Annotated in this window: 7 protein-coding genes; 2 read left to right on the top strand and 5 right to left on the bottom strand. The window is 38.4% G+C overall.

Annotated elements, in window-relative coordinates:
* Positions 1-610: 610 nt before the first annotated feature.
* Complete coding sequence (locus ACP6PL_RS08745; RefSeq protein WP_426544611.1) at positions 611-1648, top strand: hypothetical protein; 1038 nt, start codon at positions 611-613, stop codon at positions 1646-1648.
* Positions 1649-1777: 129 nt separating this feature from the next.
* Here the strand turns inward: ACP6PL_RS08745 and ACP6PL_RS08750 are convergent, their stop codons facing one another.
* The 5 genes from ACP6PL_RS08750 to rpsT form a co-directional block, all read right to left on the bottom strand.
* Positions 1778-6049: a DNA-directed RNA polymerase subunit beta' gene (locus tag ACP6PL_RS08750; protein ID WP_426544613.1), complete on the bottom strand. Its 4272-nt coding sequence runs from the start codon at positions 6047-6049 to the stop codon at positions 1778-1780.
* Positions 6050-6196: 147 nt separating this feature from the next.
* Positions 6197-8215, bottom strand: a complete 2019-nt coding sequence (locus tag ACP6PL_RS08755) for a DNA-directed RNA polymerase subunit gamma (protein WP_426544615.1) — start codon at positions 8213-8215, stop codon at positions 6197-6199.
* Between the two features lie 202 nt (positions 8216-8417).
* On the bottom strand, positions 8418-11726 hold the full coding sequence (gene rpoB, locus ACP6PL_RS08760; RefSeq protein WP_426544617.1) for a DNA-directed RNA polymerase subunit beta: 3309 nt from the start codon (positions 11724-11726) through the stop codon (positions 8418-8420).
* A 1481-nt stretch (positions 11727-13207) separates the two neighbouring features.
* Entirely contained in the window at positions 13208-13993 is a 786-nt protein-coding gene (locus ACP6PL_RS08765; protein WP_426544619.1) for a TatD family hydrolase, read from the bottom strand.
* A 197-nt stretch (positions 13994-14190) separates the two neighbouring features.
* Complete coding sequence (gene rpsT / locus ACP6PL_RS08770) at positions 14191-14529, bottom strand: 30S ribosomal protein S20 (protein ID WP_426544621.1); 339 nt, start codon at positions 14527-14529, stop codon at positions 14191-14193.
* A gap of 1142 nt (positions 14530-15671) precedes the next feature.
* Between rpsT and hisD the strand changes: the two genes are divergently transcribed.
* Positions 15672-17036, top strand: a complete 1365-nt coding sequence (hisD, locus tag ACP6PL_RS08775) for a histidinol dehydrogenase (protein ID WP_426544623.1) — start codon at positions 15672-15674, stop codon at positions 17034-17036.
* Positions 17037-17454: the final 418 nt, after the last annotated feature.

Consider the following 17454-nt stretch of genomic DNA (forward strand, 5'->3'; position numbering starts at 1 on the left):
CTACATCGCTCTATTTAGTATACGCTATATATAGTGTCTTTGCGTAAGTCCTGATCACTAATTATCCGGACATGATATTACAGGAAATTTAAGTTTTTTCAGGCTTTTAAGCCTTCTCTCCTAAATAACTAAAATCTTCTTCCTTACCCTTACCTTACAATACCGATGCTACCGGACATCATATGACTGGGCTAAAAGAATATTGAGAGGGATAATAAAAGTATCCCCGGGCAAATTCCCTTACCATTTTTGATAGAAAAAATTGTCTTGATAGAAATTCAAGCAATAGCTAAGACAGCGATAAATTTTATCAAAGCTAATCGTTTGACCTCTCGTTATGTAGATTGGTAGGGGAGGGTTTAGTGGAAAGCTTTGGTATATTAGCAATTGATATTGATAAACCCGCCCTGCCCTACGCATTACATCTGGGGGCAAGTTTATTTGATTTGGAGTAATTCCCATTAATTTAACCTGGAACCGACCCCTACATATTATATTAATTTTGACTTTTGACTTCTAATTTTTGACTTTTAGCTTAAATATTAATTGGTATTATTTAGTCAATGATGCAATAATATTTCGGCACTATGAGCCATAATATTTTTCTGCTATGCCTGACATTCCCCAATTTCCCGAAGCTCTTGCCGAGGCCCTCAATAACTTCCCAGAGCTAGATTTAGACCTACCAGATCCAGAAGATGAAGAAATTCCCGACTCTGAGTTTGAAAATGTAGTAGACATAGCATGGAAAGTTTGCGATCGCTTTGACCTCCAGACCGAAATTTGGCGAGGCCGTATCCTAAGAATAATTAGAGATCGAGAAAAGAAAGGAGGCGATGGACGGGGTAGCGGATTCCTAAATTGGCTGAAGGAAAGAGAAATTAGTAAGAGCCAAGCTTATGCCTTAATAGAATTGGCCAATAGTGCTGATACTTTAATAGATAAAGGACATTTAGACCCAGATTCCATCAATAACTTTAGCAAAAGAGCTTTTGTAGAAACGGCCAAATCTCCCACAGAAGTCCAACAAATGGTTACAGATGCAGCCAAAAAAGGCGATCGAATCACCAGACGAGAAGTTAAGCAACTAGCGGACGAATGGACTGCTGTTAGTTCAGATTTGCTTCCAGACGAAATTAGAGCTAAGGCCACTTCCGGTTCAATGCCACCACGTTATTTAGCTCCCCTAGTGCGGGAAATGGAAAAATTACCAGAATCCCATATAAGTGCAATTCAAGAGGAAATAGTCCAAAGTCCAGAATTAGATACTGTCAAGCAACTAACCTCAGATGCTCGTAACCTATCCAAATATCTTGATGCAGCAGCCAAAGTTCAAGCATTGAATGAATCATCATTAGATATGGAAATGGTATTGGAAGAAGCCTTAAGATTGGAATGTCTCAATATAGTTTCTGACTTAGTAAAACAGTCTGCTCAGTTAGAGACAACAATGGCTAAACTGTATACTAGCTGGAAGCGAGTAGGTAATCTCTCAGAACGATTATTTGTTGATACTGGTGCTAGTACACCTCATCTACGACATTTATTAGGATGTCTGGACAAACTTTCAAGTAACGTGATTGAAATAGCTCTAAATGATATTAATAACCAAACAATTCGTTTACAAATCCTCTCGGATGCTGATTAATTAGAAGCATTCAGCAATCAGCCATCAGCTCTCAGTTTTTTCTTTCCTTTTCTCAGGAAAGCTTTGCTCCAGCAAAAGCTAAACAGGTATTTGCTGAACGCTGAACGCTGACAGCTGATTGCTTTGTACCTAAATTAAATCTGGTGTATTCTCATCAAAATCATCATAACCATCATAAGAATCATCACTATCATCATCGTCTATTAATTCATCCTCTAAATCATTAGGGAAATTAGAATCAAAATTACCAGGCGGGAAATCTGAATCAAAATTACCAGGCGGGAAATCTGAATCATCTAAAACTGACTCAGATTTATCTTTAACTGGAGAAAACTCAGACATACTATCATCAATAAATTCACCTTGATTTTGAGGTCCGTTTTGAGAATCTGCAAAATTCTGATTCGCAGATGACAAATTTAGACTATTTTCTAATTCTAATGAACGCGCTGTCTGATCATCTAAAACCACACTCTGCAAATCATCTTCCTCAAAAATATCGATATCATCCTCCCAATTCTGTTCTAAACGATTAATCTCTGCACTCAGGGCATCTTCATAAGCATTAAAGCCAGTACCAGCAGGAATCAATCGCCCAATAATTACGTTCTCCTTCAATCCCCTTAACCAATCAGACTTACCCTCAATCGCAGCCTCTGTCAACACCCGTGTAGTCTCTTGGAAACTAGCCGCTGAAATAAAGCTATCTGTATTCAGCGATGCCTTTGTAATCCCTAACAACATTGGTGTATATTGAGCCGTTGCCCCACCTGTAATAGACATGGCCTCATTCACCTGTTCCACCTGTCGCAACTCTATCAACTCTCCAGGCAACATGGTAGTATCACCACCATCATCAATCCTCACCTTAGCTGTCATCTGACGTACAATTACCTCAATATGCTTATCAGAAATATCTATACCCTGAGACTGATAAACTGCCTGCACCTGATTTACCAAGAACTTCTGACAAGCCTCAAAACTCCTCAGACAAGCTTCATAAACACTTTCATGCTCGCGGTAATAGTTGAAGAAAGTCTCCAGAATTTCATGGGGATTTTGAGGTCCATCGGTCAGAGGTTCACCTACATTAACACTTTGTCCATCCGCAACAATCACATTCTGCCCATGACCTAGAGGATAATCTGTGATTGTTCCATCACTGGATACCACGCTTACCTCTATATTATCATCATTAGCATGAACCTGAGCTTGACCAGGATACTTGACTAAAATGCAAGACTCTTTTGGTTTGCGTGCCTCTAACAATTCTTCAATTCGAGGTAAACCCTGAATAATATCCCCAGTCTTAGTCCTCTCAAACACCAACAGTACCAAACTATCGCCCCGTTGAACCAAATCTCCATCCATAGTCAGCAAGACCGCACCCGTAGAAACACGATAAGGTCGCCCTTTGCGTAAGATTACCTGATAACCTTCACTACCATTCTCTAAGAGTATTTTTTCAACTTCAGATACCATACCAGAGTGTTTAATAACTGTTCCGGGAGCAATTTCAGTACCAGCAACTAACAAATCTCCTCGTACTAAAGACGGTAAAGTATTAACTGGTATTTTAATTAAATCTGCTTCTCGGACTATCAAAACACGACGGATAGCTTCCATACCCTCCCGGATACCCCTTACTTCACCAGATTTCTTAGATAAAATCTCAGTACGAGCCACCACAGCTCCAGCTTCAATCGCATCTCCATCTTTAACTAATAAGCGGGTACTCGTACTACCATGAGTCGTATCCGCTACCACATCCCGGCGAATAACTAAAGACTCAAGAATCACCAACTGCAAACGCATTACACCTTCTTCCTTTGGATCTGGTGATAACTCAATATCAGCAGCCAATTGAGGAGCCTCTTCGCCAATTTCCAATACTAACTGGGTTCGTAGCAATTCTATAGCCTCTACAGATTTAACTCGTTCCCCATCCTTAAAGGGAATCCGTTGTACTGCCCGTAGCTCAATGGAAGAATTAATTGATTTCTGAGAAGGCACACCAGGTTCATCAGGTACATGAAATTCAGTTACAGGTCGCAATAATAATCCTGGACCTTCTGGGGTTTCTATATATTCAATGTACTTTAACTCAGAAGTTACTAACCCTGGAATTACTTCCTGTCCTGGTGTAGCAATTTGACCATCCATCAGAGTTAAATCTCCTAAATCTGTTTGATAGTCCCCACTATGTAGTTCTCCGGGCTTAATTACAACTTCCCTGAGAATATCATTTTTCTGGTGTACTTCTGCGACTCCATTGGACTGACAGAAAATATCCTTAACTATTTCTGTGCCAGCTTCCACATATTGACCATCTTCTACCAACAGCAGAGATATATCTTTATTAACTTCATGGCATTCTTCAGGAATCCATAGCAATGTACCACCTTTTACTACTTCATAGCCTTGTTTAGCTTTACCACGTTTGAGAACTTCCACTCCAGCATATTTAATAATCCCCCCTGTAGAAGTTTGGTAATTTTCGTCTAAAAGTTCAGCAATAACCTCGTGATTACCAACCTTACTACCAGGAGCAACTTTTAGGGCAAATCGTTGATTATCTTGAGTCTCAATTATATACTGCTCACGGTTAGCAATACTTTCCATCCGAACTTTTGCCTGGTCTAGTCGCACGCTTGCAGTAATAACCTCAATCTCACGAGGCAAATTATCATGTGCTTCAGTAGTTACTGGCAGTGCGGTAGAAGTAGTGGTTAATGAATTTTCTTCATCTAGTGTTGATTCTTGAGTTTCTCCAGCCAAAACATTTATACCTGCTTGATCTGCAACACTATACAAAGCAGAATCAGGTATTCGTACAACACCACCATGTTCTGTTACTAATTTAGTTTCAGCAATTACACTATTAATATCAATCTTAGTTCCATTTTTTACCATTGGTTCTGCACCTGGTGGCAGATTATATACTTCTCCTGCTAATATCCATATCAGACCACCTCTTTGAGCGATTCGAGTCGTTGATCCTTGTTTGTCTACCTTTTCTTCTTGCACCAACTGAGCAAACTTAAGTTCTCCAGCTAAGTCTGAGGCAACTTCTTTAGTTACTTTCTCAGTTGTTTTTTTGACCTGACCTACTTTTTGTACTTCTCCTAAAACCGTTCCTGCTGATACCTGCTGTTCATTTTGCACCATTAAGATAGAACCTTGAGGGATGGATACACTTTCTTTACGACCATCAGCTCCTAGTACGATCAGATCAAAGTTATTCTCTGCAATCATTGCCTCATCCCCATGACGAGTCCGGAATGACCTAGTACGCACATTAGATGGATACTTAACTACACCTGGAAAGGGCGCTACAAATTGACGAGCAACTTCCCCTGTAAATACACCTCCAGTATGGAATGTCCGCATAGTTAATTGAGTACCAGGTTCCCCGATAGACTGAGCAGCAATAATCCCAATAGCTTCTCCCATGTCAACCATATGACCGTGAGCAAGACTCCACCCATAGCAAGTTTGACATACAGAACGCGGTGACTCACAAGTTAAAGGAGAACGCACAAACACCTTTTCCACACCTGCCGTACCTACTGCCTTAGCCAAATCCTCCGTAAACACTTGATTCCTCACTGCCTGAATATCACCACTACTAACAATTTCTCCTGTTTGTGGATGTTTGAGGTCTTCAGCTAAAACCCTGCCCAACAGTCTATCTTTTACCGGAATTAATACGCGATCGCCATCTTTCATACTTGTGACTGTCACCCCTCGCTTAGTGCCACAGTCTGCTTCCCGAACTATTACATCCTGAGAAACATCAACCAAACGACGAGTCAAATAACCAGAATCAGCAGTTCTCAATGCTGTATCAACCAAACCTTTCCGCGCACCATAAGAAGAAATAATATACTCAGTTACAGTTAAACCCTCCCGGAAATTCGTCTTAATTGGCAAGTCAATAATTTCCCCCTGTGGATCTGCCATTAAACCACGCATCCCTACCAACTGACGTACCTGGGAAATATTACCCCGCGCTCCAGAAAATGCCATCATATAAACTGAGTTCAGAGGGTCAGTTGCTCGAAAGTTACGAACTACTTCATCTTTAAGATTTTCACTCGTACTATTCCAAGTATCAATTACTTTTTGAAAGCGTTCTACTTCCGTAATTTTTCCCTTAGTATAACGGTCAGTTGTATTGCGAATTTCTTCCTCTGCTGCATCTAAAAGTTGTCGTTTAGAAGGAGGTATTTGCAAGTCATCTACACTAATAGAAACTCCTGCTTTTGTAGCATAACGGAATCCTAAATCTTTCAGCTTATTTGCCATCTGTGCAGTTCTTGCTGTACCGTAATTATCAAAAGACCAAGAAATTAGCTTTTTTAGTTGACCCTTATTGATAACTCTATTATAGAAAATCATAATTAATTGATAATGGATAATGAACAATGGATAACTTTATTAATGGATAATGAATAATGGATAATTAGATCATTAGAGAGTTATGTAGAAAATTAGAGGTTTAAAAAACTCTTTCATTATCAATTATCCATTATCAATTATCAATTATTAAAGGACACTTTGAATTGTTTGATTGAGAATTATTCGACCAGGGGTTGTCACCACAAACTGTGTAGTCACTACTCCATTAATCTCCCGAACTTGGCGAGATTTAATATAAACCTTCTTAATCTCAACCTGTTCAGTATAATGGATTCTATACAGATGATAAGTCTTCACCACCTCACCATTTTCTAGAGTTTGCTCTGATTTCAACTCTCCCAAATTATCAGGTAATATTTTGCTATCTAATGACATCCAATAAGTCTTCATCACCACTTCATCAGATATCTGTTGTATGTCAGGAGGCATTTCTTCTGGTTTATCAGTTTCAATCCCTACATCAGGACCCAACCTCAAATATACATAAGTATGCAAGTCTAGCTGACCTTGTTCATAAGCTAAAACTACATCCTCAAGGTTAGCAAAATAAAGTTCTTTACTACCTTGGAGTTTATGGTTTTCTGCCGTTAGATAATAACAACCCAATACCATATCTTGAGAAGGCGTAATAATTGGGCGACCAGTTGCAGGAGATAAAACATTATTTGATGCTAACATCAACAACCTGGCTTCTGCTTGTGACTCCAGAGACAGTGGCACATGAACCGCCATTTGGTCACCATCAAAGTCAGCATTAAAAGCTGGACATACTAAAGGATGCAACTGAATTGCTCGACCTTCTACTAAGATAGGTTCAAAAGCTTGAATCCCTAATCTATGCAAAGTTGGAGCACGGTTTAACATCACCGGATGACCATCTATCACTTCCTCTAACACATCCCACACATTCGGGTCTCCCCTTTGAATCAGTTTTTTGGCAGCTTTAATATTATTCACTAACCCCTGACGAATTAACCGATGAATCACAAATGGTTGAAACAACTCAATGGCCATTTCTCGTGGTAAACCACATTGATTAATTGCTAACTTCGGTCCAACAACAATTACAGATCGCCCTGAATAATCAACCCGTTTACCTAACAAGTTTTGCCGGAAACGACCCTGTTTTCCTTCAATAATATCGCTCAAAGATTTCAGAGGTCTGTTATTTGCACCTACAACGGTTCGACCCCGGCGACCATTATCAATTAAAGCATCAACCGCTTCTTGCAACATTCGTTTTTCATTACGGATAATAATCTCTGGTGCTAATATTTCCTGCAACCTTGCCAAACGATTATTCCTATTAATTACACGTCGGTAAAGGTCATTCAAATCACTAGTTGCAAACCTGCCACCATCCAACTGCACCATCGGACGCAAATCAGGAGGAATCACTGGAATGGCATCCAACACCATCCATTCTGGTCTGGAACCTGTCGCAATAAAGTTGTCAATAACTCGTAAACGTTTAATTAACTTGGCTCGTTTTTGTCCCTTAGAATTGGCAATTTCTTCCCGTAGTTTTTCTGCTTCTACTTCTAGGTCAAGATTTGCCAATAAAACCTGTAAAGCTTCAGCGCCAATACTAACCTCAACCCCTTCTATTTCTGAATCTTCACCATAAATTTGGTCTTCAATTTCTAGCCAAACATCTTCCGCTAACAGTTGTTTATAACTTAAACTTTCATGATTTCCTGGCTCTAATACCACATAAGCATTGAAATAAACAATTTGCTCCACATCCCGCAATGGCATATCCAACAAAATAGCCATATAACTTGGAATACCCTTGAGATACCAAACATGAGTTACTGGTGCAGCCAACTTAATATGTCCCATGCGATGACGGCGCACCCGTGACTCAGTTACTTCCACTCCACATCTTTCACAAACAATACCCCGATGTCGGACTCTTTTATATTTTCCACAATGACATTCCCAATCTTTTGCCGGACCAAAAATGCGCTCGCAAAACAACCCATCCATTTCTGGTTTTAGAGTCCGGTAATTGATAGTTTCTGGCTTAGTTACTTCTCCTACCACAGTACCATTTGGCAGGGTTCTTTCTCCCCATCCACGAATTCTGTCTGGAGAAGCTAATCCAATTTTGACGTAATCAAATCTTTGTTCAAGTTTTGGCATTATTGATAATGGATAATTGATAATGGATAATTAATAATGAATAATTAATAATGAATAATTGATAATGAAAACTACCTCTAATTAGGGTTTGCTGATTAAATCTAAAACCAAGGACAAATAAAGATTTTAGCCTTTTTAGGTATCAAATTAAAAGGAGAAGCTTTAAAGCTCTAGGTCTTAATTATCAATTATCCATTATCCATTATTCTTCGTTCCCTTCAGTCGATAATGATTCATATACAGGACGAGATGGTGTTCGCTTTCCTGGTATATCTGCCATCAAATCAACCTCCACATCCTGAGTAGTACCATCATCCATAGTTTCTACTTTGTGGGCTGCAATATCTAAACATAGAGACTGTAACTCTCGCATCAACACCTTGAAAGATTCAGGAGTACCAGGTCGTGGAATTGCTTTTCCTTTCACAATTGCATTCAATGCCTCATTCCGACCCTGCATATCATCAGACTTTACAGTCAACAACTCTTGTAAAGTATAAGCAGCACCAAAAGCCTCTAATGCCCATACTTCCATTTCTCCAAAGCGCTGACCACCTTGTTGCGCCTTACCACCCAAAGGCTGCTGTGTTACCAGAGAATAAGGTCCTGTGGAACGAGCATGAATCTTATCATCAACTAAGTGAACCAGTTTCAACATATAAGCAACTCCCACAGTTACCGGACGGTCAAATCTTTCCCCTGTCCGCCCATCATAAACCCAAAGTTTCCCTGGATGATTCTCATCAAACGCCCAATCTTGACCAGAAGTCTCCCTAGCCAATTGTAACATTCGATGCACCGTTTCCCTTGACTTTTCTGCACCGTGCATCTCATCAAACGGTACACACTTAAACCGCACACTTAAAATTTCACCAGCCCATCCTAGCAAGCACTCAAAAATCTGCCCTACATTCATCCGGGAAGGTACACCCAATGGATTTAACACCACATCCAAAGGTCTTCCATCCGGCAAATAAGGCATATCCTCAATCGGTAAAATACGTGAAATAATACCCTTATTCCCATGTCGCCCCGCTACTTTATCTCCTACCTGAATCTTCCGCTTTTGAGCTACATAAACCCTGACCACCATATTTGCTCCTGGTGGCAACTCATCTCCTTTTTCTCTTGTAAATACTCGCACATCAACAATACGACCTTTTTCACCATTGGGAACTCGTAGAGAATTATCTCGTACATCCCGTGCTTTCTCACCAAAAATTGCCCGCAACAACTTTTCTTCTGGTGGTTGGTCAGACTCTCCCTTTGGCGTAACCTTACCTACAAGAATATCCCCAGATTCTACCCAAGCACCAACCCGGATGATTCCCTGTTCGTCCAAGTTTCGCAGACCGTCTTCCCCTACATTAGGAATTTCCCTCGTAATTTCTTCTGGTCCTAATTTTGTCTGTCGAGCTTCTATTTCAAACTTTTCAATATGAATAGATGTGTAAACATCATCATATACTAGACGCTCACTAATCAGAATTGCATCCTCATAGTTATAACCTTCCCAAGGCATATAAGCTACCAAAACATTTTGTCCTAAAGCCAACTCCGCACCCTCGGTTGAGGAACCATCAGCTAATACTTGACCTGCTATTACTTGGTCTCCTTCATACACTAGAGGTCTTTGATTTAAGCAAGTATCTTGGTTAGACCGTTGGTATTTACATAGTGGGTAATCTGTTTCATTACCCTGTGTATCTATCACAGATATCTTAGTTGAGTCTACATAGCTAACTTCTCCATCAGTCCGGGTAACAACTACCATACCAGAATCTCGGGCAGCTTGAGCTTCTAGACCTGTTCCCACTAGAGGTCTATCTGGGTTTAACAACGGCACCGCTTGTCGTTGCATATTAGAACCCATCAACGCTCGGTTAGCGTCATCATGTTCCAAAAACGGAATTAATGATGTTGCCACTGAAACGACCTGCACTGGGGAAACTGCTACATAGTCTACTTGTTGGGGACTGGTGGTGGTAAAGTCTTGTCGGTAACGTACTGGTACAACATCCCCCAAAATCTTCCCATCCGCATCAGTCATAATATCCCCTGGTGCCACGCGCAAATCATCTTCTGCATCTGCTGTCATGTATATTGGCGTGCGATCGCGCAGTACCCGACCATTTTCTACTGGATAATAAGGGGTTTCTATAAATCCATAACCGTTGACTTTAGCATGGTTAGCTAGAGAGCCAATTAATCCAGCGTTCGGGCCTTCTGGTGTTTCAATGGGACAAATGCGGCCATAGTGAGAAGGATGGATATCTCGGACAGCAAATCCAGCTCTTTCTCTGGTTAATCCTCCAGGTCCCAAAGCTGATATTCTTCTTTTATGGGTTAGCTCTGCCAATGGGTTTGTTTGGTCCATAAATTGGGACAACTGAGATGAACCAAAGAATTCTTTGATGGCTGCTACTAATGGTTTTGGGTTAACCAGTGATGTTGGAGTTAATGTGTCTGCCTCAGATACGGTCATCCGCTCCCTGATAATTCGCTCTAAGCGGTTTAAACCGACTCTGATTTGGTTTTGCAGCAGTTCTCCGACACTTCTAACTCGTCGGTTTCCTAGGTGGTCAATATCGTCGGTCTGACCAATGTCAAATTCTAAATTTATCAGATAGTCAACCGAAGCTAATATATCTTCTTTGGTTAATACTCGTACTGTGTTTGGTAAGTTTAACCGTAGCTTATTATTTAGCTTATATCGTCCTACTCGCCCTAGGTCATATCTTTTCTGGTCAAAGAATCGACTGTGGAGTAGTTGTTCTCCACCAGCTATAGTAGGTGGTTCCCCTGGGCGTAATTTCCGATATAGTTCTAAGAGGGCTTCTTCTTCTCCGTATTGTCCTTCTTTTTCTATTGTTTTTTGGAAATAATCGGGATGTCTCAAGGAGTCGAAAATTTCACTATCTCCTAATCCCAAAGCTTTGAGTAATACTTGGGCAGAAAGTTTACGAGTTTTATCTATCCTGACCCAAACAAGGTCGTTTTTATCTGTCTCAAATTTTAGCCATGCACCTCGGTTAGGAATTAGACTGGCATTATATGTACGTCGCCCACTTTTATCTGTCTCGGTTTTGTAATAAACTCCTGGAGAACGAACTATCTGATTAACGATTACCCTTTCAGCTCCATTGATGATAAATGTTCCCCTATCTGTCATTAGGGGTAGGTCTCCAATGAATACTTCTTGTTCTTTGATTTCCCCAGTTTCTTTATTAATTAAACGGGTGGGAACGTACATTTGCACTGCATAGCTGCTGTCTCGGCGTTTGGATTCTTCTACACTATATTTTGGTTGTTTTAGTTTATAGTTTTTGGCAATAAAGTGAAGTTCTAGCTTGCCTGTATAATCTGTAATTGGAGAATAGCTTTCTAGTTCTTCTATTAGTCCATATTCTAGGAACCATCGAAAGCTAGCCCTCTGAATTTCAATCAGATCGGGCATATTGAAAATTTGCAAGTTACTTTGGGTATCTATGTTTAATTTTTGATAAGTCATTCTTGAGTATCCTAGTTGGGAAATAAGTTTTTTTTGAGAGTCAATTTTCTAGTATAAAGATCGTGAATTAAAGTTCCACAATTTAATTTATTCTTGTGGAACTTTATACATTAGTAAGCTAGTTAATATTATATTTTTATCACTGCAATCCATAACTAAATGTTTTGTCATTACTTGTTTTACTGTAAGTTCAAGTTAATAGTTTTCTTGACATAAATCTGATTTTTTCCTTTCAAATTTATTGAAGTATATGGTATTTTTGTAGCCAGATTATAAATGAGGCTTAACTCCTCCTTCTACCCGAATAATTGTTTCAAGCATGATGTTTATTTTTGTGCAATTTTTCCACATATTACTCATATCTGTGATCCTAGTTTCTGACGATAGAATAATTTTTCGTTATTATCATAATTGATTATTTAGTAATAGTTGGTTAAACTTTTGCAGGTAGCATTTCATTACTAATTTCTCCTTTTTTTTTTGCTAAAATTACTTAAAACATATTTGTTGTTTTTTTCAGTCAAAGGGTAAGTTAAGACTTTTTTTGATTTTTTCAAGTTATTTATATAAATTACGTTATTGTTTTTTTTTAATCTGCCAACAAAAAAAATATTTTGAACTCAATCTCAGTTAATCAGTTCTAAATTTTAGAGATAGCTATAGCCATAAGTATTCCCACTAAATCTTACTATTTGTTCTATATAGTTTTTCTTTTTTTCTATATCTTAAAAGTTAACTGTTTTTTTTGAATATCAATACTATCTCTATTATTAATTTTAATTATCTTCAAGTAATAAAGTTTAGTCTGAGGCATAAACAGTTACAATAAGACTTGTTTATAGCTTGATTTAGGATTATGAATATTCTTAGTAAATAATTTCCTTATACATTTACACGAATAAATTTAGTATGTAGATTTACATTTAAGATATAAACATTAAGTTCAACACTTGAGGTAAAAGTGGGAGTTAATAAGATACTGTTTACTAATGGAAAAAATGAGCGATCAAATTAGATGGTCATTTTAGTGAGAAATAATACATTTTAATATAAATTTCAGGAAAGTAAGTTAAAATATGAATTGATGGAGAAGATTATCTTGAGTATATCTACTATATAGCATTTAATATTTAAGAGCTAAACATATAATTAAATACTTAAGGAAAGAGCTAATCTACTAATAGGCAAAGACAGAAGATAATCAGATAGTTTTTGCTAATATGGAAAATTGCAATCTTAATTTGACAAATGACAAGGATACACTACAGTTAAAATCAAATCATTAACTTAGCTCCATTAATATATTTGGAAGCAATGATTTGACTTAGTTACCAGTTACGATAGAATTCTATTGTAATATAGATTTTATATTTCTGTAATCTCCCCACTCTAAACTCTACTGTTTCTTATAAATATTTTTATCCGATTCACTCCAGCTAGAACCGTATCGTATTATATCTTAAACCAGTGACTTCCATGAATTAACTTTTTATAGAAAAGCCAAAGAGTTGAGAAGCATTTTTGCTAGTTTGTGCTGCTAGACTCTCGAATGTCACGCCTCTGAGTTCAGCCACTTTTTCAGCCACATATTTCACATAAGCAGGTTCGTTGCGTTTGCCCCGCTTTGGTACTGGCGCGATAAATGGACAATCTGTTTCTACTAATAGACGATCATCAGGTACTATCTTAGCTGATTCTTGAATTTGTATAGCATTTTTAAATGTTACAATTCCACTAAAGCTAATATAAAATCCTAAGTCTAAGAACATTCTAGTTTCTTGTGGAGTACCTCCCCAGCAATGCATAACCCCCTTGACTAGTCCTTGATTTTGTTGGAAATCATACAAAATATTGGCCATTGAGTTGGCTGCATCACGACAGTGGATAATTAATGGTTTGTTAAGTTTTTGGGCTATGGTTAGCTGCTGTTCAAAAACAAATTTTTGTTGATCTTGATTATCTGCTTTGTAAAAATCTAATCCTGTTTCACCTATAGCTACTACTTTAGGATCGGATTTAGCAAACTCTTGAATTTGATTAGCAGTGGTAGATGTCCACTTTTGAGCATCTAAGGGGTGTAAGCCAACTGCATAAAAAAGTTCTTGAAAGCGATCTGCTATAGCTTTTATAGAAAGGAACTCCTGTGGTTCAACACAGGAGTGAACTAGGTGAATTACTCCTGCTTGCTGCCAACGTTTGCGAATTTCTTCCAAGTCAGAATTGAATACATCAAAGTTAATGTGGACGTGAGTATCAATTAGCTGCATTTGGCTTCCCTGGTTAATTTGACCGATCCGTTCTACTAAACTTACCCATAAATAATATTTTTATCTTTGGCATATCAGTTCATGTTTCACCTAATACCACTGAGTATAGTCTATAACTTATCTTCAAGAGCAGACTTAAAAAATGAATTAAAGGCTGCACTTCTTTTGACAATAGTTTGAATCAGTGGTAATTGACTTTAAGAAGCTACAGAACCATCTGTGACTGTAGACTCTGGCTGACTTTTTTCAGCCATTAAATGTCTCTTATAAAATCTAGCTAATCTAGCCTTTTTACGAGAACCATTATTTTTATGTAAAACTCCACGTTTCACAGCTTTATCAATTTTACTATAAGCTTTTGACATCCGCTGCTCAACTTCTGTCTTTAATTCATTTGTGGGATTAGAGGCATAGTTTTCAACAGCAATGAAGTACTTTTTCATCAAAGTCCTAAGCGCAGATTTATAGCTTTTGTTCCTCAGACGGTTACGTTCAGCAACTTGGATACGTTTAATAGCAGACTTAATATTGGCCATAGTTTACTTTGTATCTATAATCGATATAAAATTAATTAGGGTTTGACATCATGCAAATGCCTTTCATCTCTCTGTAGATTTGATTTCCGTTATAGCTGAAGCTCTCTATAAATATAATATGGATCGGGATTTACCGCATTACATTTTAAGTTGCGAGGTTTATGTTTCAGTCCCAGCAACTAGTGATAAATTTTCTCTCTTTGAGTCTTAAGGTTGATTAAAAGTGAGTAAATCTATATGACTTATAGCTCCCTTAGTTATAGCTAATCAATTCTACAAAATGTCTTAGTATCTTAGCATTTATTTTATCAGCACACAAGGTAGTGTACCAATTGAAAAAAAGTTAGCTACAAATAAGTTTTATGTTTTAGGTCATAGTGGACTGACACGACTAAAAATGTAGGCCATTGTAGAAGGAAGTTTTAACCGAGCTTATCCATAGGAGAAACCCAACACCCTATCCTCAGATTCACTACACTAGCCATCTCTTTATCTCTACAAGACAATACTCTATAAACTGCATTTAGTCTGAATCGTGTTTTTGAGAGTACCATTACCTAGTCCAGGATGGTGGGAATAACTGACAAATCATACAATCCTCAAAGCCTTAGTAATCAATACTTTTAACTTATACGTAGCGACACTAGCTATTTATTTATAACATTATTTAATGAATTTGGTATGATTTGGAATTTCCATCGGAATTGAAATACATCTCCAAATCCACATTTTCCCTAAACTTAGCTCTATGGGGTTATTCTGTTGATATTAAGGAATTTTTGACATTTGTCAGTTATTGCCTAAAGAGTGTTCAAGTCGTGCAGGCAAAGCACTCAATATAAATCTCCACGTCTTTAAGCCAGAGAAGATGTCACAAAGTATTAAAGATGCCAGTGTTGCGAGTTCACGCTATAACAAAGAGTAATGGGTAATTCGGAAACTAGGAGAATTGTTTGACTTTTGCCCCTAGATAAAATCTGGGTCATTACAAGACAATTGGCGATGAGTAGGTATTTTATTTCTCACTTATCAGTGTTTAACATTTTTATAGATATATTCTTGATGTTGATCCAACTCTTTTGGTTCTGAAACTACCCTCGTGCATCGCGAACTTTATTTTTTAGTTGGCATTCCTAATCTCTATGCTGCGAATAATTACTCAGTGGGTTGAGGCACAAGCTGAATTAAAACGTATCACAGAGCGTACCCACGATGATATGGCTATTCATAAAGAAACAACGGTGCGAGAAATTTTGCGCTCCGTTAAAGAAAAAGGTGATGAAGCTCTGTTACACTATACTTCTGAGTTTGACCATATTACTTTGACTCCAGAAGAGTTAAAAGTAAGTGGTTCTGAGTTAGATGCGGCCTATCAGCAAGTAAATAAGGACTTATTAAGTTCAATTCGTTTGGCTGCTAAACAAATAGAAGCTTTTCACCGACAACGAGTTCCTAAGTCCTGGGTTCAGTTTGGTGACGACGAAGTAGTCTTGGGTAAACGCTATACTCCTGTTGATAGAGCTGGACTTTATGTTCCTGGTGGCCAGGCTGCTTATCCTAGTACAGTTCTGATGAATGCTATCCCAGCTAAAGTAGCTAAAGTCCCCAAGATTGTTATGGTGACACCACCTGCCCAAGGAAAAAAAATTAATCCTGCTGTACTGGTGGCCGCTCAAGAAGCAGGTATTCAAGAAATTTATAGAATCGGAGGAGCCCAGGCAATAGCTTCTCTGGCTTATGGTACAGATACTATACCAAAGGTTGATGTGATTACTGGGCCAGGTAATATCTATGTGACTTTGGCCAAGAAAATTGTTTATGGTACAGTAGGGATTGATTCTTTAGCTGGGCCTTCAGAAGTACTGATTATTGCAGATTCTCAGGCTAACCCGGTTCATCTGGCAGCAGATATGTTGGCTCAAGCAGAACATGACTCTTTGGCTGCTGCTATTTTATTGACTACAGATTCAGCACTAGCACGTCAGGTGGTAGTAGAGGTGGAACTGCAACTCCAGGATCATCCACGTCGCACTTTGACAGAAAAGGCGATCGCCCATTATGGTTTGGTGGTGGTTGTTGAATCTCTGAAAGCTGCTGCTGAACTTTCTAATCAATTTGCTCCAGAACACTTGGAATTAGAAGTTTCAGATCCTTGGGATTTATTGGAAAATATTCGCCATGCTGGTGCTATTTTCCTTGGTTATTCAACTCCAGAAGCTGTGGGAGACTATTTAGCAGGGCCAAACCATACTTTACCGACTTCTGGTGCTGCTCGTTATGCCTCGGCATTGGGGGTAGAAACTTTCATGAAGCATTCTAGCTTGGTTCAATATTCTCCTACTGCTTTACAAAAGGTTGCTTCTGCTATTGATGTCTTGGCTACTGCTGAGGGTTTGCCTTCTCATGCTAACTCAGTCAGACTGAGGATGAAAGCTCAGGAGCAGGAACAACAAGAGTGGGTAAAACAAGAAACAAGTAGTCAGGAAAATGATGGCAAAAATTTATAAATGATGCTATATGACTCCCGTTAGAATCTTGATCGCGGGAGAATATGTCAGTCAAATATACTATTTTCAAGTTTGAAGCTGGTGATACTCTAAGGTGACTTGGATTTTGATGCCAGTATTAAGATTGGTAAATTTAGCTTTTGGCTCCTACGGTAAAAAGTCTCTCTGATCAGTGTGGTGTTGACAGTTTGGAGTGATGCAGGAAATAAACATTAATGCTTTGCTTTATTAAGTTTTTTCTAAGTTTTATAGAGCAGATTAATTGCTACTGAATTCACTCAAAGTTTACTAGGTTTCTCAAGAGAAACCTGAATTTTCTATTTCTTATCTCTAATACGAAGTTAATAAAATAATTTGACAAAACTGTGTTTACAGGGCATCGAGGACAGGGAAGATAGATCCGTAGGAATATTTGTCC

The organism is Dapis purpurea BLCC-M126 (assembly GCF_050015975.1).
Taxonomy (GTDB): Bacteria; Cyanobacteriota; Cyanobacteriia; order Cyanobacteriales; family Microcoleaceae; genus Trichodesmium.

Excerpts from the sequence above, each read along its gene's own strand:
- ACP6PL_RS08745 (WP_426544611.1), top strand. The coding sequence starts at position 611 with ATGCCTGACATTCCCCAATTTCCCGAAGCTCTTGCCGAGGCCCTCAAT.
- ACP6PL_RS08750 (WP_426544613.1), bottom strand. The coding sequence starts at position 6,049 with ATGATTTTCTATAATAGAGTTATCAATAAGGGTCAACTAAAAAAGCTA.
- ACP6PL_RS08755 (WP_426544615.1), bottom strand. The coding sequence starts at position 8,215 with ATGCCAAAACTTGAACAAAGATTTGATTACGTCAAAATTGGATTAGCT.
- rpoB (WP_426544617.1), bottom strand. The coding sequence starts at position 11,726 with ATGACTTATCAAAAATTAAACATAGATACCCAAAGTAACTTGCAAATT.
- ACP6PL_RS08765 (WP_426544619.1), bottom strand. The coding sequence starts at position 13,993 with ATGCAGCTAATTGATACTCACGTCCACATTAACTTTGATGTATTCAAT.
- rpsT (WP_426544621.1), bottom strand. The coding sequence starts at position 14,529 with ATGGCCAATATTAAGTCTGCTATTAAACGTATCCAAGTTGCTGAACGT.
- hisD (WP_426544623.1), top strand. The coding sequence starts at position 15,672 with ATGCTGCGAATAATTACTCAGTGGGTTGAGGCACAAGCTGAATTAAAA.